Origin of the sequence: Nitrosophilus alvini, from assembly GCF_015100395.1 — a bacterium.
In the GTDB taxonomy this organism is placed as follows: domain Bacteria; phylum Campylobacterota; class Campylobacteria; order Campylobacterales; family Nitratiruptoraceae; genus Nitrosophilus; species Nitrosophilus alvini.
On the sequence record NZ_AP022847.1, the window covers coordinates 1,493,464 to 1,512,593 of the forward strand.

Below are 19,130 nucleotides of genomic sequence, written 5' to 3' on the forward strand. Positions count from 1 at the left end.
TTACCTAAGAGTTGATACTCTCTTTTATCTCTTTGGCAAGTGCATTTATTTTATTGATTTTTTCACTGCTTGTCAAGTCGTCTCTTAAAAGAACCTTAACAAAGGCACTTCCGACGATCACTCCGTCAACCCCTCTGGACTTCTCTTTTGCCGTTTTTTCATTTACACCGAAACCTATATAAAGAGGGGTATCGGTAGTCTGCCTGACCCATTCTATCAAAGAGGCGAGATCTTCACTTTTGCCTGCTCCCGTTATACCTGTATAAGCCACCATATAGATAAACTTTTTGGAATCTTTCAAAATAGTCCTTACCCGCTCTTCAGAGTCAGTAGGCGCTACAAAATCTATAAGAGCGATATCGTTTTTATCAAATAGCGGACGATATGTTATAGCTTCCTCAAACGGTAGATCAGGAATTATAAATCCGCTCACGCCCATTCTTTTGGCTTCATCTATGAAATATTCAACACCTTTATGGTAAAACGGGTTGAAATATCCCATCCACAGGGTATCTATCTCTTTTGCTATTTTCTCTGAAATATAGAGTGTATCCGAAACTCTGAATCCCTTTTTGAGTGCTCTTACATTTGCTTCTTCTATAACAGGACCGTCTGCTACCGGGTCTGAAAAGGGGATACCCAACTCTATGCTGTCTGCTCCGGCCTCTTTCAATGAGAGTGCCAAATCTACGGTAAATTCTCTATCCGGATAGGCTGAAGTGATATACGCTACCAACTTTTTCAAAAAAGTTCCTTAAATTTTTAATAGTCAATCAATCGGCAAAAGGCCAAAAATAGAACTTTTCAACCTCTTTGCCCCTTTTCTCGTTCGCTTTTATAATTGTAATTATACCGTTTTTTTGATAAAATGAATCTGCTTCTAAATATCTTTTTCTGGGGATTTTATGAATAAAAAACATACTGTCGCATCTATAAAAGCATCCAAAAACAAAACTGTTTTATCAATGATAACGGCTTATGATGCGCTTTTTGCAAAACTTTTCGATCCCATTGTGGATATGATACTTGTAGGCGACAGCCTCAATATGACCTTTTACGGAAAAAATGACACTCTATCAGCTACTCTTGAGCAGATGATATATCACACTCAGGCAGTTTGCAACGGTGCCAAAAACAGCTTTATCATATGCGATATGCCCTTCGGAACTTATACAACAAAAGAAGAGGCACTGGAAAACTGCATAAAAGTATATAAAGAGACTACAGCAGATGCGGTCAAGATAGAAGGAGGGGCCGAAAAAGCGGAAATTATAAAACATTTGACCGATAACGCCATTGCCGTTATGGGCCATATAGGACTTATGCCGCAATATGTAAGATTTGAAGGCGGCTATAAAGTAAAAGGGAAAGAGGAAAAAGAGATAGAAAAACTTATATGCGATGCCAAAGCCGTTGAAGATGCCGGAGCATTTTGCCTTGTCATAGAAGGGGTTAAACCAGTAGCGGCACAGGAGGTGGCAAAATCGCTGCATATTCCGGTCATCGGTATAGGAGCAGGAGCGGGTGTAGACGGACAGGTGCTTGTCTGGTCGGATATGCTCGGATTTTTCGAAGATTTCAAGCCAAAATTCGTAAAACGCTATCTAAACGGAGCCGAACTTGTAAAAAATGCGGTCAAAAAATATGACGAAGAGGTAAAATCCGGCTCTTTTCCAAATTCTGAGCACAGCTATTAAGAGAGAGTCATGGAAAGAATAGTAGAGATAGAAAAATTTAGCGACGAAGGAAGCTTCGAAAACTCCATCAGACCCTCAAAATGGGATGAATACATAGGACAAGAGAAGATAAAAAAAAATCTGAAAGTTTTTATAAAAGCAAGTAAAAAAAGAGACGAAGCACTCGATCACATTCTCTTTTTCGGACCTCCCGGCCTTGGAAAAACTACACTTGCCCATCTCATCAGCTTCGAAATGGAAGCAAATATCAAAGTAACGGCTGCTCCTATGATAGAAAAAAGCGGAGACCTTGCAGCAATACTCACCAATCTTGAAGAGGGGGATATTCTTTTTATAGATGAAATTCACAGGCTCTCACCCGCTATAGAAGAGATACTCTATTCGGCTATGGAGGATTTCAGGCTTGATATCATTATAGGCAGTGGGCCGGCAGCCCAAACTATCAAAATAGACCTGCCCCGCTTCACTCTTATAGGCGCAACAACTAGAGCCGGTATGATAAGCAATCCTTTAAGAGAACGGTTCGGAATGCATTTTCGTATGCAGTTTTACAATCCTGAAGAGCTTGGCAGAATTGTCCGAAATGCAGCCTTGAGACTGGGCAAAAACATAGCCGAAGATGCATCACTCGAAATTGCAAAAAGAAGCAGAGGAACACCAAGGGTTGCCCTGAGGCTTCTTAAACGGGTCCGTGATTTCGCAGAAGTGGAAAATGAAAAGAGCATATCGCTTGAACGTACCAGATATGCTCTGGAAGAACTGGGTGTAAATGATAAAGGTTTTGACGAACTAGATCTAAAGCTTTTAAACCTGTTGGCAGATGCAAAAGGAAGACCTCTGGGACTGAGTACGATAGCAGCGGCCCTCAGCGAAGACGAAGGAACAATAGAAGATGTAATAGAGCCTTTTTTGCTTGCAAACGGTTATATAGAAAGAACCGCTAGAGGCAGGATAGCTACACCCAAAACATATGAATTGCTGAAACTCTCCCCAAAAATGCAGGGAAATCTGTTTTGAGAAATTTTCAAAGGCTTGCCAGTTGAAACCGATACATTTTTTGGGAGTTTTATTTGTAATTACTCTTTATTTTGCATACAAAGTATACTACTCGTTTCTTGAAACCATGATAATCGCTATTCTTCTTGCAATCGCAACTTCAAAAATAAATAATTATTTCCTTGCAAGATATTCAAAACTTACATCTGCCACATTGACAACATTAGTACTTGCTATACTCTTTTTCTCGCCTATAATATATTTTATAACTTCTATTGCCGCAAATGCAACTCATATTGAAGAAGGAACAATTGTAAAACTTACAGAGGCCGTAAAAATATGGGTCAATGAGTTCTCGGCCAATCTGGGATTTGTCAAACCTTATATAGAGAAAATTACAACTTCCTTTGATACTGGTGCAGTTTTTGAGAAAATCGTAGCCGTCGCCACCTATATAGGTGCTAAAAGTGCAAAGTTTCTGAAAGATTCGATTTTGATTCTTGTATTTTATTTTTTCGCAAATCTCTACGGAAGAGAGATTTTTGAGTTTTTAAAGAACATTCTGCCGTTACGAAAAGATGAAAGCATGAAGCTCTTCGATAATCTGTCTGGTGTTATGGGTGTTGTATTTTATTCTATACTTGCAACTGCAATTTTTGAAGGCGTATTGTTTGCAATTATCGCCTATATATACGGATATGACCCCCTTCTTTTCGGTATTATGTATGGATTTGCTTCTCTTATACCTGTTATCGGCGGGGCTCTTATGTGGGTGCCGCTGGCACTTCATCAATATGCAATGGGAAACGCAACAGGCGCTATTGTTATAGCCCTTTACTCTTTGATTGTCATCTCTTTGATTGCAGACACATTTATAAAACCTGTAATCATAAAATATATCGACCAGATTGTTATCAAAAAAGAACTAAAAATAAACGAACTGCTAATTTTCTTCTCTATAGTAGCAGGGCTCAGTAGTTTCGGATTTTGGGGAATGATCATAGGACCTGCGGTTACCTCTTTGCTAATCTCTATTTTAAATATTTATCCTGAAATAAGCAAAAACGGACAGGATGATACTACTCTATAATATGTCCCACAAACTTGCTCATATTGTCTATAATTAATCCGCCTTTTCTAAAACCGAGACCGCATCCTTCGTACGCAAAAAAAACACCTGCCTGATAATAAAACCCTTTATCATCCACAGGAAGTTCTACAAACTCCTGATAGATTGATTTGAAATTTTCATATTCACCCTCTTTTTTTGCCGAAATATTTCTGTTTTGATCATATATTACGGTGTTTTCACCTTCTCTTCCAAATGTTTTCTTTTCAACATAGGGTCTACCTTCCAAAGGCTCAAAAGATGTTTCAAGAAGCAGCGGATGACCCGGATACATATCCCAGAGTATCTTCATCATCGCTTTTGATTGAAAAAGCAGAGTATATGCCGGATTTAGAATAATGGCTTTTTGGTTTTCTATAATTTTTGTCAAAATTATGGCAAGTTCAGGCTCTTCTATGGCTATCGTCTCCCATGGTATCAGTTTAAACCAAAATTCAAAGCTGTTTTTATCGTAAAATATCCCCTCATCTGAAAACTCCACATCTTCGGCGAATGCAAAATCAGTCTCAAAGCCCGCTTCAGAAGCCGCTACCTGCAAAAGTCTTGTTGTGTTTTCATCCTCTATGCTGCCTTTTATGGAAGAAAAAAGCATCTTCCATCCTTCGTACCATTCGCTAAATTTCGATGTATCCTCTTCAAGTGTAACAAGCCTTTTAAAATTCTCTTTTATCGCTTCATATGTATTGTTAAACTGCTTCATCTCATCAAGAGAGTTGTATTTTAAAATAGCCCACTGAATTATGGCGGTCTCGAATAAAGATGTGGGAGTATCAGCATTGAACTCCAGAAGTTTTATAGGTTTGCCGTCAATTCCGCCGGCAAAATCGAATCTGCCGTAGATATGCCAATGAACATCGTTTTCCCAGCTCATTTTTATGATATCAACAAGATTGAAAGGAATATTGAGTTCATGAAAAAGATTCTTTTCTATAACATACTCTGCAGCTTCTATATACATATCGTACAGTTCATTTGCTGCATCGTAGTAAGCTTGCGCTTCATCTTGCATAACTACTACAAGCTCGTCGCTTATATAGGGTGTCTCGTCACTGTCTGTATGCCAGTAAAAACCGATCTTTTCTAAAAAATCTGTATTTAAAGGTTCTACTTTCTTTACTCTTACCATCCTATTTATCTCTTTTCTTTTTCATAAAACGGACAATCGCAAAAGGCATTATCAACAAAATAACCATAAAAACAACAGTAACGTAAAGCCCTATCATATGAGTCATATTTATCCTCCAAAACTAAATTTTGAACCGGAAGTCCTGCTGCTACCGCTACCAAAAAATCCGGATTTACCACTGCTTTTTTTGGCACTCTTTTTTGCTTCTGCTTTTCTTTTAAAAGACTCTACACTTCTTTGGTATGTTGAAGGAGATTTATAGCTTCTTTGTCTTTGCTGCTGATATGCAGGGTTGTTAAAAAGCTTGTTACCTATCCAGCTTCCCAAAATCGCTCCAGCCGCTGAAGCCAGAATAATACCTCCAAGCCCCATTCCCTGATTTTGTATCTGAGGATTTGTCAAAGGTGACTGACCGGCCTCTATCCTGGCAGCCTCCTCTCTTATAAGAACATCAAGCTCTTCTTGAGACAATACCTTTTCAGTACCGTTTATATCTTTTAAGATCACTCTGGTCTCACTGCTGGGATATTCATCAACTATGATATATCTTCCCGGAGCCGTCTCTTCTATAACAACAAACGCACCCTGTTTTTGGGCCGCATTTTCGAAAACATTTGAGTTATTGTCTTTTTGTTCACATCCTGCAAGTCCCGCTGCAAGTATGGCACCAAGGCCGCCTATTACTGCATATTCGGAAATTTTCCTAATGTGTTTCAACTCTTCTTCTCCTTAATATAAAATACAAAATCAGTGATACAGCCAACATTGCGAGTGAGAGTAGCTGTCCCATTGTCATCCATCCGCAGCATATATATCCCAACTGGATATCGGGCTCTCTGAAAAACTCTCCGATAAATCTGAACAGACCATATAAAAATCCGTACATCACCATAAGTTCGCCGTCAAATTTTTTTCTTTTTCTATACCAAAAAAGTATAACAAATATCAAAAATCCTTCCAAAAAAGCTTCATAAAGCTGTGAGGGATGGCGCAATACTCCATTTACATATATGCCCCATGAAACATCAGTGGCTCTACCTATAAGCTCTTGATTTAAAAAGTTGCCAATTCTACCGAATACATAACCTAAAGGAACAGAAACTGCTACAAGATCCATCAAAAACCAGAAATTTTTTTTATACAGCTTTGCATATAGATAAGAAGCTATCAAAAATCCTATAAGCGCACCGTGATAGCTCATCCCTCTTATACCTACAAATGTACCGTCCAAAAACGGATTGAATATTTGCCAGGGATGTGTAAGATAATACTCTGTATGAGTATCGTAAAATATCACATATCCTAAACGTGCACCCAGTATTACACCTATCTCTACCCATATAAAATAGCTCTCCAGCTCACTCTTGGATATAGGCAATCTATCATGCTTTACCAGCCAAGATGCAAAAAAGAGTGCTACAAGAAGCGCCAAAACATACATTATCCCGTACCAATGAACAGGAAAATCGAAAATATAAAAAGCTACCGGGTCAAAATGTTCATATATGTGTGACCACAAACCGATTCCTTAAAATTGTCATATTATTTTTAAACGATAGTATAGCAGATTATGGAGAAGAAAAAGGAAGCTTCTTTTTTTAGAAGCTTCCGTATAAAATTACTTAAGAATAACTCTTGCGTTGATTGGCTGAAGAGGTCTGTTGTTTTTACCCATCACTTTTTCAAAAGCTTTTAGCTGCTCTTTTGATGCCTCTACCGGCTCTTTCATCACAAGCCATCTTACACCCTCACTACAAGGAGGTGTAGTCAAAGAACCGTTAAATCTGTAGTAATCCTTGTTTGCCGGAAGAAGATCCGCAGCGTTAAGTTTATATTTTTTAAGACTGTTCTTATCTCCCGTATGGGCAGGCATATTGTCAACTATTGCCTGCAGGCTTGGATTTGCTTTACCCTCTTTGATCATTACAGATATAACTGCAAGCTCACCTTTGTCACTTGCATGAACAAAGTGCGCTTCCATAGGATAATATTTGCCCTCAATCGTGTTTTCGCTGGGCGTATGGAAGTGATACTGCTTAAGCTCAAACTCTTTACCATCTACTTTAAGCTCACTTCCTTCACCGAAATTCACTTTTACTGTATGTCCGTTATTTACAACAGTTGTAGCAACTGCTTCATATTCAAGTTTCAAAGGCGGAAGCTCAGCTTCTATAAATCCTGTCAAATCAACGGGAGACTGATTTTTACCATCTTTACAAATTCTATAATCAGGACTTAAATCTCCCCAATGTTCAGGACCTTCATGGCCGCTGTAACCCCAGTGTGCACTACCATGAGAGCCTGCAAACAGTGCTCCAGCAGCTATAATACCTCCTGCCAATACTGAAACGACTTTTCTCATTTTCCTTCCTTTTTCATTAAGATTAGATTTTCATTATATAGAAATAAATATTCAATAATAATTAATGAGATGATATATACAATTTAATGTTACTTTTCTTAACACTTTTGCATACTTTTTACACAGTTAATCAACTTTTATAAAAAATATCAAAAAATATTATATCTAAAATTGTTACGAATTTACCACACTGTTTGACAGTGCGGCAATAAGAAGTTAAAAAGAAGTCTGTTTTTTGGCTTCTAGCTCTACTCTAACGCTTCGGCAATAAGTTCTATGGGATTTTTGAAGATGGTTTCAACACCATTTTGATATAAGGAGTTACTCAGTTGTACACGGCAGGCGCTGCATTCAGCAGAAACTATATCAGCTTTTGTCTCTTTTATCATCGCTGCTTTTGGCAGTCCGGCCGCCTGAGCAAGATGAAATTTTTCGCTCTGTATAGTTACACCGCCAAAACCGCAGCATCTGTTTGGATCACTCATCTCTTTGAGTCTGTAGTTTTTAGATAACAATTCTCTTGGCTCTTTCCAAATACCCTGCACTTTTCTAGCATGGCACGGGTCATGATAAGTGACCGATATATCCAAAGATTTGCCTCTGGCTTTGAGAAGTTTTTCAAGATCACTGTTTTTATAAAGCCATTCGGTTGCCATAAATATCTTTTCATTTAGTTTTGAAGATCTCCTGGCCCAATCCATCATCCCTCTATTTTTAAAAAAGATTTCCCAGTCGTGTTTTACCATTGCGCTGCAGGTAGCTTCCGGAATGATAATGGCATCCACATCATCTATAAAACTTTCAAAATACTCTATATTCTCTTTTGCCAAAGCCTCTACCGTATCGAAATCTCCCGTAAAGTATGCCGGAGCAGCACAGCATTTCTGTTTTTTCGGTATCAGTATATCGATCTCCAAAGCTTTCAAAATTTTAACTAAAGAATCACCGATACCGGTATAGTTATAGTTTGCAAGACATCCTATAAATATTGCAACTCTTTGTCGTTTTTCTTTGTCTGCAGTTTCTGCTTCTATTCTTTCAGGATAGCTGTTTAAAAAACTTCTGCTTGCAATAGAAGGAAGCAGTCTCTCTTTTTTTACCATAGGCAGATCAAACCTGGGTATAAGACCGCCTCTTTTTCTCTCTTCTTTAACAGCACAGCTTTTAAAAACATATCCTAGTTTGCTCGCAATATCCATCGCCCATCTATGTCTGAGTAACCAGAAAAATGCCTTTTTATACCAGGCAATTCCATACTTTTTGGCAATATCGGCTCTAACCTCTTCTATAATCATATCCGTAGGAAGCGAGTTGGGACAGACATCAACACAGTTTGTGCATAAAAAACAGCTTTCAAAAATATCTTTTGCCGTTTTGTCAAGAGGAAGATTCCCCTTCTCATACGCACCTAGAAGTTCTATAAAACCTCTTGGACTGGTGGTTTCGTCAGGATTCACACTATGGATTGTACATACGGGTATGCACTTTCCGCATTTGATACAGTCATTGCTTATTTTACTGAAGTTAAACATTGCCGTCCTGCCGAATCAAACAGTTTTACTGAATACCCGTTTTTTCTCGGGAATTTTTTTAAGATAGGCATCAAACGGCATACAGATATTTCTGATAAGAAGAGTTCCTGTAGGACTGACTTCTATTTTTTGATCGTCTATATATACTAGTCCCTCTTTTACAAACTCCTGCAACTCTTCGATGGCATCTGCAAAATATTTTTTAAAATCTATGGAAAACTCTTTTTCGATTCTTGGGATATTGAGCTTGAAGTTGCTCATAAGCTCCATTATTACAGCTTTTCTTATTTTGTCATCAAGACTAAGTTCAACGCCTCTGTGAAACGGAAGTTTCCCTTCATCAATAGCTTTTTCATAAAAGTTCATCTCTTTGTAGTTCTGGGCATAATAGTCGTCACCTTCTCCTATACTTGTAAGCCCTATACCTATAAGATGAGAACCTCCTTTTGTAGTATACCCCTGGAAGTTTCTATGTAGCTCTCCCTTTTCTATCGCTTTGAAAAGTTCATCATCAGGCTTTGCAAAGTGGTCCATTCCTATCATTTTGTAACCGTTTGAAGTAAAAAAATCTATAGTATATTTGAGAATTTTAAGTTTTTCACTCGGATGCGGGAGCGTAGTTTCATCTATCTTTCTCATAGTCTTTTTCATCCACGGCACGTGCGCATAGTTAAATACTGCAATTCTGTCCGGATCAAGCTTTATAGTCATATCCAGCGTTCTTTTGAAGCTTTCGAACGTCTGATATGGAAGTCCGTAGATCAGGTCTATATTTACGCTTTTCATGCCTGCTTCTCTGGCAATGTCCACCGCCCTTTTTGTCTCTTCGAAACTCTGCAGCCTGTGAACGGCCTCCTGGACTTTTGGCTCGAAATCCTGAACACCGAAACTGACCCTGTTGAAGCCCCCTTTTTTAAGGATATCCATCTGCTTTTTTGTCAAAAATCTAGGATCTATCTCACAGCTTACTTCTGCATCATTCGAGAAATTGGGAAACATCTTATGAATTGCCTCGATCACTCTCTCAAGCTGGGCATCGCTGAAAAATGTAGGCGTTCCGCCGCCGAAATGAAGCTGTGTCACCTCTTTTTTTGTATCTATAAATTGTGAAAGTATCTCCATCTCTTTTGTGAGATAATCAATATACCTATCTTTTTTCTCCTCTTTGCTAGTATAGACAACATTGCAACCGCAAAAATAGCAGGCACTCCTGCAAAAGGGAAGATGAAAATAGAGCGATAGAGGCTTTGACTCATCCTGACTCTGAAGTTTTTCTATATATCTGTCATATGTGAATTTTTCACTAAACTCTACAGCCGTGGGATAACTCGTATATCTTGGCCCCGGCTTTGAATATTTTGAGAATTTTTCAAAATCTATCATTTAGACACCTTTGGAATTGTTATCGCCATTTTCTCTAAAAATCTATAAAGAAGCGATAAAAGTATATATTAATATAAGCATAAAAGAGAAAAGTTGTCAAATCTACAGAGGATGGATATCTGTCTCTTTCATAAAACTCTCGCCTCTGTTGTTTTCCCATACGATTTTAAGTTTTCCTTTCTTTGTAACTCTTAAAGGAAATATTACAACAGGATTTTCACTGGCCGCAACACCGAAATCAAATGATGCCACCTCTTTCTCCTCATAAAAAAGCCGAGCTTTTTTTATATAAAATCTCGGTTTGACTTTTCCTGAGTATTTGTCTTTGTAAAACCCTGTGTCCATCGGGTGAATTATGATAGCTTTTACTTTTACGATATCGCCTATTTTATACCTTTTATCCAATATTTTAAGTGCAGCCCTTACTCTCATAACTCTCCTATGCACAGCCGCCGATAGCTGTTTTTACAAATTTTCTTTTTTCAAAAACTCTTCCGCCGTTTGTTTCACACAAAACAACAATCTCCTGTGATTCTTTAAGTTTGACTTTTGTAAAAAGATACCCCGTTCCGGTATCAGGGGTAAAATTAGCTGAAACTACAAGATTTGAAAGATTTTTTGTCGTCAAAACGGTAATTTTTGAAATATATTTTTTTTCATCAGCAGGATAATCAACATCTATTTCCACAGGAACTTCTCTGCCATTTGCAACCTCATCGGGAATTTTCAAAAAAAGTTCTTTTGCATCTTTTACCACCTTTTTATCTTTTGTAATTTCGGCATAAATTTTTTCGAAAGGAAGCTCAAGCTCTTCTTTTTTTGCAGCAAAAAGCAGTCCGTCCCATAATTTGGGAACAGCAGTAAAAATAAAACCCAAAACCAACGGTACTTTCAAAAAGTCTCTTCTTCTCATCAAATGCCTTTATACCTTTATTATATCTTTTGAATACTCGCTCAAAGTCACCACAGGAGCATAAATTTTGACCAGTTTTTTAGCTTTTACGCTACTTCCAAACTGCTTTCTCAACTCCGGTCTGAATGCCCTGAAAAAAGAGTGAAATTTCTGTGGACCCAAAACGCCTACTGCCCATATAGAACCGTCATCTCTTATCTCTAGCACTATGGAGGCAAGAGGTTCACAGGCTTCACCTTTTAAAACTTTTGCACCTTTTGAAGGGTCGAAAACGCTCATATGGGAAGAACATACTATAACCCCTCCTCTCTCATAGGCAGATGTTTTTTCCGAAGAAGGCACATAAGCGATAAAACTCTGCTCACGTGTCGGATAGGTCATCTGATGAGGACATATCGCACTGAAAGCTACTATATTTCTATTTTCGCCAACACCACCTTTCCAGATATACTCTTTGCCGTCAGCGCTCTTTAGTTTGACCTCTTTTTCACAGGGAGAGGAGAGTTTTATCAAAAACGAAGGAGTTGAAACATATGGGTAATTAAACAGATAGGCCGTTTCCGTTTTCAATGAATCAACTGTAACTGGTCTGCCCTCTTTGTCAACAAGTTTGACGCTCTCATATCTTTTGTACAATCCTCCCTCATCTGCGTATAAAAAAGCTATTTTTGAAGGAGCGATGTAGAACGCAGCAGCAGAAGCTGCCGCTTTTATCAAGAATCCTCGTCTATCCATCCACACTCCTTACAAAAACATATCTCTGTACATACCTTTGGCCCATTCAAACATTCTCTTTCCTGCCTGCAGGCCATCTTTAGTATTCCATCTTTCCATAGTAGAAGCGTTATGGAAAGAGAAAGTTTTTTTCTTTTTATCGTATGTATATCCAGCATTTACTGAAATCGCTCTGATAGGGTCAACAGTTATTGCAGAGTAGCATACTGTCATAGGTGACTGCCATTTTACATCTTTTCCCTCAATTCTGGATGCAATGACCTTCGCAACGTATCTACCTTCCGAATTTGCCGTATTTCCGCTTTTGCTAAATCCCATCGGCCTTACATCGCCGGCACAGAATACATACGGATCTCCTTTTACCTGATAGGTGAATGGATCGATATCGGCTTCCGCCCTGTTAAAGAGACTGTCTTTTGCCACGCCTGCAATTTCAAGAAGTTTTGATCCCCTGATATGAGGATATAAAGATGCATCTGTAAAATCAATCTCCTCGCCAAGCTCGGTTTCTATTCTTTTGTTATCTATATCTATAGAGGTTATTTTGGTTCCGGGAAGATACTCTATATAATCTTTGTAAAGCTCTTTAAAAGCGGAACCGAAACCATCTGCTTTTATCGTGAAATTCGGATTTTCATCAAGTAAAATCACTTTACCTTTTATGCCTTCATTTTTCATGAAATGGGCCATCATACAAGCTCTTTCATATGGAGCAGGAAGACATCTGTAGTTTCCGCCGGGAACTGTCATAACAAAATTTCCCTCTTCAAAATCCAAAAGTTTGGTTTTAAGACTCATATGCTCGCTTCCCGGTATAAAAGCGGCAGGATACTCCGTTCTGAGTCTGTTTTCAAGCTCTGTATCTCCTTTCGTCCATCCGCTGTAGTCGTAATCTATACCGGGTGATAGAACAAGATAGTCATAGTCAACATACCCTTCATTTGTAAAAACTTTTTTGGAAACCCTGTCAATATCATATACAGTCGCATTTAGATAGTAATATGAGTTGTTCCTTGCCGCCTGAAGATAATCATGTGTTAAAAACTCCAGATTTACCGCATCAACAAGCCAAAGGTTACTTAAGGGACATGAGAAGAAATGAGTTCTTTTTTCTATGAGAACCACATCACTCTTAGGACTCTGTTTTTTAAGATATTTTGCGATAGTAAGTCCCGACCAGCCACCTCCTACTATAACTACTCTCGGACCTTTTGGTTTTGAGAGAGGAGCTTTCTTTATCTTTAATCTTTCCGGGATTTTATCCTCTTTATCATCCGAAGATGCAAAAGCCGCAGATGCTGCTGCTAATGCAGATAATTTAAAAATATCTCTTCTTGAAATAGCCATACATATCCTTTTGTTTTTTTATTTGGTGCCGCTAAATATATTCATTAAAAATAATAATATTCATCAACTGAATTTATGGTAAACGGGTATAAATACCTCTTATTTTTTCTTAAATTGTTAACTATAAGTTTTGGTTATCAGTTTAGATGTAGAAAATATTTCAGGAGTTGTTTTAGGTGTATTTGAGACTCAAATTTTGAAAAATTTGAGAGGAAGTATGGAAAAGAGTTTTACATTGGTCTCTCCATTCCTAAATCTTTCAATCTCAAAAAGAGATTTGGATGATTCTTCTTAATATCTTTTATAAGCTTCTTTATATCTATATCGAGCAGATTCTTGTCTTTGGACTCTGCCAGTTTTTTTTTGATTTCTTGCATGGCAACAACCCAAACATCATTGAAATCAACCGGTAGATTTTCCAAAATCGCCTTTTCTAGTTTTAGATTGAAATTTTCATACTTTGCTTCTCTAATTGAATTCAAAAGTTCGATAAAAGATTCCATGGAAGAGAGTACGAAAACTTTTCCCTCTTCTCCTACTACGAACCATGGGGCGGTATCATCCCATCTACCCTGTAAAAGCTCTAGAGTCTTTCTATTCGGGTCATCGGTACCGTTTATTTTTACTACCGTAACGTTTTCTGGTTTTTCTACTCCCAGTTCGTGTGCAAGTTCACTAATACTTCGTAAAACTGCCAGATTGTTGTCTGCTTTTTTGATCTCCACCGATTCTCCTCTCAAAACTTCATTTCTGCACTGAATATATTATATCTTTTTAAAAATATCTCTTCATTAAGTTCAAGTTTTTTTGCAAGTTTTTCTCCGATTAGCTTGTAATAAAGATTTATTTTGACACTCTCGGAACCAGCCGGAATCTTTAAAGAAAATTTTCTTGTCTCATAAGGATTTAGTCTGCTGTCGTCTTCTATTTTCACTGCAAGATGAGGAATTGTCTCTCTGTCTCTTTTATCTCTGTATTCAACTCCAAAGATTTCGGAAACACTCTTTTTTAAACCGTTTTCAAGCAAAAAAACAGCTTCAAGAACCACTTCTCTTGATCCAAATCCCGTAGGTACTTTATGCGGAGTCAGATTTTGCAATGTTATAAAAATCAAATCTTCTTTTTTTTCCGTGCCTACTTTTAATGCATTATTCAAAATATCACCGTTTCTGGCCCCCATAAAGAGATGGCTTCTGATTTTCCTTATATTTATATCATATCCATCGAACTTTTTCTCCGTCAGCCTGCCATCATGTTTTTCGCTCATATGACAATCAACACATTTCTTTTTACTACCTGACTCTTCATATTCCATACCGGTAGAATATATTATCTTGCCGTAAATGTTTCTGCCGTTATAGTGACATACAAAACAGAGTCTGTTCGGATTTAAGAAATGTTCACCCTGTTTTGTTTTATGATAGGGAGATCTGGCATCGGCAAAAGGACCCACCATGGTATCGCTTGGTCCCCAGACTATGGCTTTATATCCTCTTTGAGCAGGGTCTTGGCTCTCTTTGATCTTTTCTATGTTATGGCATACTATACAGTTTACCCCATCTTTGACAAAACCCTGTTCGAAACTCTTTTTTATATCTTTTGCCTCTATACCAAATCCCGTAACAAACATGTCGCTTACATCGATTTTTTTCTCTCCTACCCTGGGATTGTGACACTGTGCACACTTCACTTCAAGTTCAATTACATTTTTATGAAGTTTTTTACTCATATAGACAAGCGTTTTTTTATACAGTTCATCTTTCGAGAAATGGGATTTGGAATGCCAGGAGGTTTTCCACTCACTGACTATTTTTTCATGACAGGTTCTGCACTTTTCGCTGACCGCAAATCTTGGATCAACATCCGCATATAAAAAAAATACAAAAAGAAAAAAGAGAACTGTGGCCAGTCTCATCATCACTCCTGGATGCTCTTATTTCTTTGTCTGTCAAGCCAAACCATGATTCCTTTTTGGGCATGAAGTCTGTTTTCCGCCTCTTCAAATACAACACTCTGCGGCCCTTCAAGAACCTCTTCGCTCACCTCTTCTCCTCTGTGTGCAGGAAGACAGTGTAAAAATATGGCATCTTTTTTTGCAAGCTGCATAAGAGTTGAATCCACCATAAAACCTGCAAAATCTTTCAACCTTTTTTCATACTCATCTTCCTGTCCCATAGATGCCCATACATCTGTAGTAACCACATCAGCATCCCTGACCGCTTCTTTAGGATCATTTGTAAGCAAAATTTCGGCACCACTCTTTTTTGCAAAAGTAAATGCATCTTCGACTATTTTGCTATCCGGTTCGTATCCTTTGGGAGTAGCGATTCTGAGCTCAAAACCCAGTTTTGAAGCCAGCATCAGCCAGCTATGAGCCATATTGTTTCCGTCACCGATATATGCCACAACCGGATTGTTCTCTTTTCTATGTTCAATCATTGTCATATAGTCTGCCATTAACTGAACAGGATGGTATTCATCAGTAAGGCCGTTAATAACGGGTACTTTTGAAAATTTTGCAAACTCTTCCAGTTTAGCTTGCGAATAGGTTCTTATCATCACCATATCCACCATTCTTGATATTACTCTGGCAGTATCTTTCATAGGCTCTCCACGGCCAAGCTGAAGATCGTTTTTAGAAAGAAAAAGGCCTATTCCGCCTAACTGATAAATACCAACTTCAAAACTGACCCTTGTTCTTGTACTGCTTTTCTCAAATATCATTGCAAGAGTCTGGCCTTCAAGATAGGGAACAAATTCTCCCTTTTTGGCCTCTTTTTTTATGGATATCGCCAAATCTATAATTTCCAATATCTCTTCTTTGCTGAAATCTCTCAGCGTCAAAAAGTGTTTCAACACATATCCTTTGCAAAAAATAAAAGGTAATTATATCAAAACGTAGAATAAGGTAGAAGGTTGGGAGATAAAGGCAGAAGGTAGGATTTAACTTATCTTTTTATCCTTCTGCCCTGACCCTTCTATCCTTCTGACAAAATCTTGGCAACCTCTTTTGCGTGATAGCTGATGATAATATCGGCTCCAGCTCTTTTGAAACTGATCATTGTCTCCATCATAACTTTGTCATAATCGATAACACCTGCTTTTGCAGCCATTTTAAGCATTGAGTATTCGCCGCTCACATTATATACGGCAAGTGGAAGAAGGGTATTCTCTTTTATCGTCTTTACAATATCCAGATACGCAAGAGCCGGTTTGACCATAAGGATATCTGCGCCTTCTCTTTCATCTTCTAGGCTCTCCAGCAGAGCTTCTCTTGAGTTTGCAGGGTTCATCTGATAACTTCTTCTGTCACCGAAGCTGGGAGCAGACTCTGCAACGTCCCTGAATGGACCGTAATAACTGCTTGCAAATTTGGTCGAATAACTCATAATAGGAATATTGATAAATCCGTTACTATCTAACGCTTCCCTGATAGCTGTTATCATTCCGTCCATCATACCACTGGGCGCTATCATATCCGCACCGGCTTTGGCGTGTATAACCGCCTGTTCGCCAAGGATCTCCAGAGTAGCATCATTATCCACAGTCTGACTTTTCGGATCGAGTATACCGCAATGTCCATGATCTGTATATTCACAGAAACAGAGATCCGTCACTACACACATATCGGGATGCTCCTCTTTTACAGCTCTTATAGCTTTGGCGATAATGCCGTGTTCACAAAGAGCATCGCTGCCTATACTATCTTTTACATCGGGAATACCGAAAAGTATTATTGAGTTTATTCCAAGAGCTTTAAGCTCTTCGCACTCTTTTAAAACTTCGTCGATACTCAGCTGAAAAACTCCCGGCATAGATTCTATCTCTTTTTTTATTCCGTTCCCGCTTCTTACAAAAAGAGGATATATGAAATCATTCATATCAAGCTTTGTCTCTTCTACAAGTTTTCTTAAAGCAGGATTAATTCTGAGTCTTCTAAATCTCTTAAAATACATTTGCACTTCCTTTTTGATATAATCACTGTAAAAGTTTTAAAACATAAGTGCCGTTTATTACATAGATAATCGCGCACTATCGCTAGAAGCGAGAGATGTTTTTCTTTCACATTTTACCAAAAGAAGAGAAAAATGAAGGTAAAAATTTCACAAATCGCAAATCTTCCGACAAAATTCGGTAATTTTAAAATACAGGCTTTCAAAGAGGGACATAAAGAACATCTGGTCATCTTTACCGATCCTATGCCAGACATACCTACTGTACGCGTTCATTCGGAATGCTTGACAGGAGATACTCTTGGCAGCAAAAAATGCGACTGCGGAGAACAGCTGAAATTTGCTCTGGACACTATATCAAATAGCGGCGGAATGGTAATTTATCTCAGACAGGAAGGCAGAAACATAGGACTGCTTAACAAAGTAAACGCATATGCTCTTCAAGACAGCGGTTATGACACAATAACTGCAAATCATCAGCTGGGCTTTTCGGCAGATGAGAGAACTTATGAGATAGTAGAATTTATACTAGAACATTTCGGAATAAAAAAGATAAAGCTTCTTACAAACAATCCCAAAAAGATAGAGAGTCTTAAAAATGTTGAAATTGTACAAAGACTTCCGGTAAAAGTCGAACCAAACCCATATAATGAAGAGTATCTAAAAATTAAAAGAGAAAAACTGGGACATCTGTTATAAAAATCAAAAAGTTGCGACTTAAGGAAAAATTTTGACCAAAACCAAAATAGATGATCTGAATCTGCCGGAAGATTTCTTTAAAAAGGCTGATGAGTTTGCCGATATTCTTCTTGAATGGAACAAAATACACAATCTAACAGGCGCGAAAGATATCAAGGAGATAGAAAAAAATATAATAGACTCTATAAAACCTGTCAAGTTTCTGCCAAAAGTAAAAACAGCTATGGATATAGGCTCAGGAGCCGGATTTCCCGGAATTATACTTGCGATGGCTATGCCTGATACAGAGTTTACGCTGGTTGAACCGAGAAACAAAAGAGCCTCTTTTTTGAATTATATAAAAACAAAGTTGGCACTCAAAAATGTAAAAGTGGAAAAAAAGAGGGTCGAAGAGCTTACGCCCAGGAAATTTGATCTGATAACATCAAGAGCAGTAGCGGCAAGCGACAAACTTTTAGAACTTGCCAAACCTTTTGCAAAAAATGATACAATATTTGTTTTTTATAAAGGCGACGAGGCCGTAAAAGAGGCCAAGGAGATCAAAAACGCCCAAATCATAAATGAAGGCAGAAGAAAATATCTGATTATCAAAGGTTTGAAATGATTATGAAAATATTGCTTTTACTCGTAGTTTTAGCGGCTGTATATTTTATATTTTTCAAAAAGAAAACTCCCCAGACGCAAAATATGTCAAAAGAGAAAAAAAGAAACGTTGACGAAGAGATTATGATAGAGTGCAGCAAATGCGGCACATATGTAAGTAGCAAAGAAGCAGTGATAAAAGACGGCAGGTTTTTCTGTTCGAAAGAGTGTGCGGGAGTTGGATAAAAAATATACCTTACCACCTATTACACATTACGAATCACTAACCAATCGGAGAAAAAAATGATAATAATAGGACATAAAGATATATCTGCCGATACTCTTTATAGAATAAAATCGTTCGAAGATATAGAGAAAACTCCTCCGAACACGACTGTGTTTTTTGATTTCGACATAGATTTGATGAAAAGGTGTATTGAAAATTCCGTAGAATTTGCAGTTTTTGTAAAGGATATAAAAGAGGCCCTCTTTGCAAACAGCATGTCGGCCAAATATGCCGTATGTGATAAATCAAAGGCAAAAGAGATACAGGAAATCGCAGAAAACTATCTTTTTGATACTAAAATCATCGCAAAAATATCTCTCGAATATGAAATAGAAAAATATGCTAAACTATCTATCGACGGAGTTCTTTTTGAGAGGTGACTGACAACCG

Annotated in this window: 22 protein-coding genes; 7 read left to right on the forward strand and 15 right to left on the reverse strand. The window is 37.9% G+C overall.

Annotation, left to right across the window (positions count from 1 at the left end; translation table 11 throughout):
* Nucleotides 1-4: 4 nt before the first annotated feature.
* Nucleotides 5-745, reverse strand: coding sequence for a tryptophan synthase subunit alpha (gene trpA / locus EPR_RS07590; RefSeq protein WP_200762627.1), 741 nt, complete (start codon nt 743-745; stop codon nt 5-7).
* 160 nt (nt 746-905) lie between these two features.
* On the opposite strand from trpA, the gene panB reads away from it, so the two are divergent.
* Genes panB through EPR_RS07605 form a run of 3 tightly spaced genes read left to right on the forward strand, consistent with a single transcriptional unit; the run spans nt 906 to nt 3,783 of the window.
* Nucleotides 906-1,697, forward strand: coding sequence for a 3-methyl-2-oxobutanoate hydroxymethyltransferase (gene panB / locus EPR_RS07595; RefSeq protein ID WP_200762628.1), 792 nt, complete (start codon nt 906-908; stop codon nt 1,695-1,697).
* A gap of 9 nt (nt 1,698-1,706) precedes the next feature.
* A complete protein-coding gene (gene ruvB, locus EPR_RS07600; protein WP_200762629.1) occupies nt 1,707-2,714 on the forward strand; it encodes a Holliday junction branch migration DNA helicase RuvB in 1,008 nt (335 codons plus the stop codon).
* A 22-nt stretch (nt 2,715-2,736) separates the two neighbouring features.
* On the forward strand, nt 2,737-3,783 hold the full coding sequence (locus tag EPR_RS07605) for an AI-2E family transporter (RefSeq protein ID WP_234697116.1): 1,047 nt from the start codon (nt 2,737-2,739) through the stop codon (nt 3,781-3,783).
* Here the strand turns inward: EPR_RS07605 and EPR_RS07610 are convergent.
* The 14 genes from EPR_RS07610 to hemB form a co-directional block, all read right to left on the reverse strand.
* Nucleotides 3,773-4,948 (reverse strand): glutathionylspermidine synthase family protein, encoded by a 1,176-nt coding sequence (locus tag EPR_RS07610; RefSeq protein WP_200762630.1) that lies wholly within the window; start codon nt 4,946-4,948, stop codon nt 3,773-3,775. The two genes, EPR_RS07605 and EPR_RS07610, sit on opposite strands and share 11 nt — an antisense overlap.
* Nucleotides 4,949-5,056: 108 nt before the next feature.
* Nucleotides 5,057-5,665 (reverse strand): UPF0323 family lipoprotein, encoded by a 609-nt coding sequence (locus tag EPR_RS07615; RefSeq protein WP_200762631.1) that lies wholly within the window; start codon nt 5,663-5,665, stop codon nt 5,057-5,059.
* On the reverse strand, nt 5,652-6,473 hold the full coding sequence (gene lgt, locus EPR_RS07620) for a prolipoprotein diacylglyceryl transferase (protein WP_200764209.1): 822 nt from the start codon (nt 6,471-6,473) through the stop codon (nt 5,652-5,654). Before lgt ends, EPR_RS07615 begins: the two co-directional genes overlap by 14 nt.
* A gap of 93 nt (nt 6,474-6,566) precedes the next feature.
* On the reverse strand, nt 6,567-7,310 hold the full coding sequence (locus EPR_RS07625) for a carbonic anhydrase (protein ID WP_200762632.1): 744 nt from the start codon (nt 7,308-7,310) through the stop codon (nt 6,567-6,569).
* A gap of 248 nt (nt 7,311-7,558) precedes the next feature.
* The gene (locus tag EPR_RS07630) at nt 7,559-8,842 is read right to left on the reverse strand and encodes a (Fe-S)-binding protein (protein ID WP_200762633.1); all 1,284 of its coding nucleotides are present in this window, start codon (nt 8,840-8,842) and stop codon (nt 7,559-7,561) included.
* A 15-nt stretch (nt 8,843-8,857) separates the two neighbouring features.
* A complete protein-coding gene (gene hemN, locus EPR_RS07635) occupies nt 8,858-10,225 on the reverse strand; it encodes an oxygen-independent coproporphyrinogen III oxidase (RefSeq protein WP_200762634.1) in 1,368 nt (455 codons plus the stop codon).
* Between the two features lie 102 nt (nt 10,226-10,327).
* On the reverse strand, nt 10,328-10,657 hold the full coding sequence (gene soxZ, locus EPR_RS07640; protein ID WP_200762635.1) for a thiosulfate oxidation carrier complex protein SoxZ: 330 nt from the start codon (nt 10,655-10,657) through the stop codon (nt 10,328-10,330).
* 7 nt (nt 10,658-10,664) lie between these two features.
* Complete coding sequence (locus tag EPR_RS07645; protein WP_200762636.1) at nt 10,665-11,138, reverse strand: thiosulfate oxidation carrier protein SoxY; 474 nt, start codon at nt 11,136-11,138, stop codon at nt 10,665-10,667.
* Nucleotides 11,139-11,147: 9 nt separating this feature from the next.
* Nucleotides 11,148-11,873 carry a Rieske 2Fe-2S domain-containing protein gene (locus EPR_RS07650; protein WP_200762637.1) on the reverse strand — a complete coding sequence of 242 codons (726 nt, stop codon included), beginning with the start codon at nt 11,871-11,873 and terminating at the stop codon, nt 11,148-11,150.
* 9 nt (nt 11,874-11,882) lie between these two features.
* Nucleotides 11,883-13,220 (reverse strand): FAD-dependent oxidoreductase, encoded by a 1,338-nt coding sequence (locus EPR_RS07655; protein ID WP_200762638.1) that lies wholly within the window; start codon nt 13,218-13,220, stop codon nt 11,883-11,885.
* Nucleotides 13,221-13,450: 230 nt separating this feature from the next.
* A complete protein-coding gene (locus EPR_RS07660) occupies nt 13,451-13,945 on the reverse strand; it encodes a DUF2603 domain-containing protein (protein WP_200762639.1) in 495 nt (164 codons plus the stop codon).
* An 11-nt stretch (nt 13,946-13,956) separates the two neighbouring features.
* Nucleotides 13,957-15,135, reverse strand: coding sequence for a multiheme c-type cytochrome (locus tag EPR_RS07665; RefSeq protein WP_200762640.1), 1,179 nt, complete (start codon nt 15,133-15,135; stop codon nt 13,957-13,959).
* A 2-nt stretch (nt 15,136-15,137) separates the two neighbouring features.
* Nucleotides 15,138-16,076 (reverse strand): ornithine carbamoyltransferase, encoded by a 939-nt coding sequence (gene argF / locus EPR_RS07670; protein WP_200762641.1) that lies wholly within the window; start codon nt 16,074-16,076, stop codon nt 15,138-15,140.
* A 122-nt stretch (nt 16,077-16,198) separates the two neighbouring features.
* Nucleotides 16,199-17,176, reverse strand: coding sequence for a porphobilinogen synthase (gene hemB, locus EPR_RS07675; protein WP_200762642.1), 978 nt, complete (start codon nt 17,174-17,176; stop codon nt 16,199-16,201).
* 132 nt (nt 17,177-17,308) lie between these two features.
* Between hemB and ribA the strand changes: the two genes are divergently transcribed.
* From ribA to EPR_RS07695, 4 genes are read left to right on the forward strand one after another with little or no spacing between them, the layout of a single operon-like run.
* On the forward strand, nt 17,309-17,872 hold the full coding sequence (ribA, locus tag EPR_RS07680) for a GTP cyclohydrolase II (protein ID WP_200762643.1): 564 nt from the start codon (nt 17,309-17,311) through the stop codon (nt 17,870-17,872).
* Nucleotides 17,873-17,903: 31 nt separating this feature from the next.
* Nucleotides 17,904-18,476: a 16S rRNA (guanine(527)-N(7))-methyltransferase RsmG gene (gene rsmG / locus EPR_RS07685; RefSeq protein WP_234697119.1), complete on the forward strand. Its 573-nt coding sequence runs from the start codon at nt 17,904-17,906 to the stop codon at nt 18,474-18,476.
* Entirely contained in the window at nt 18,473-18,700 is a 228-nt protein-coding gene (locus tag EPR_RS07690; RefSeq protein WP_200762644.1) for a PP0621 family protein, read from the forward strand. The genes rsmG and EPR_RS07690 overlap by 4 nt, the downstream gene beginning before the upstream one ends.
* A gap of 57 nt (nt 18,701-18,757) precedes the next feature.
* The gene (locus tag EPR_RS07695) at nt 18,758-19,120 is read left to right on the forward strand and encodes a hypothetical protein (RefSeq protein ID WP_200762645.1); all 363 of its coding nucleotides are present in this window, start codon (nt 18,758-18,760) and stop codon (nt 19,118-19,120) included.
* Nucleotides 19,121-19,130: the final 10 nt, after the last annotated feature.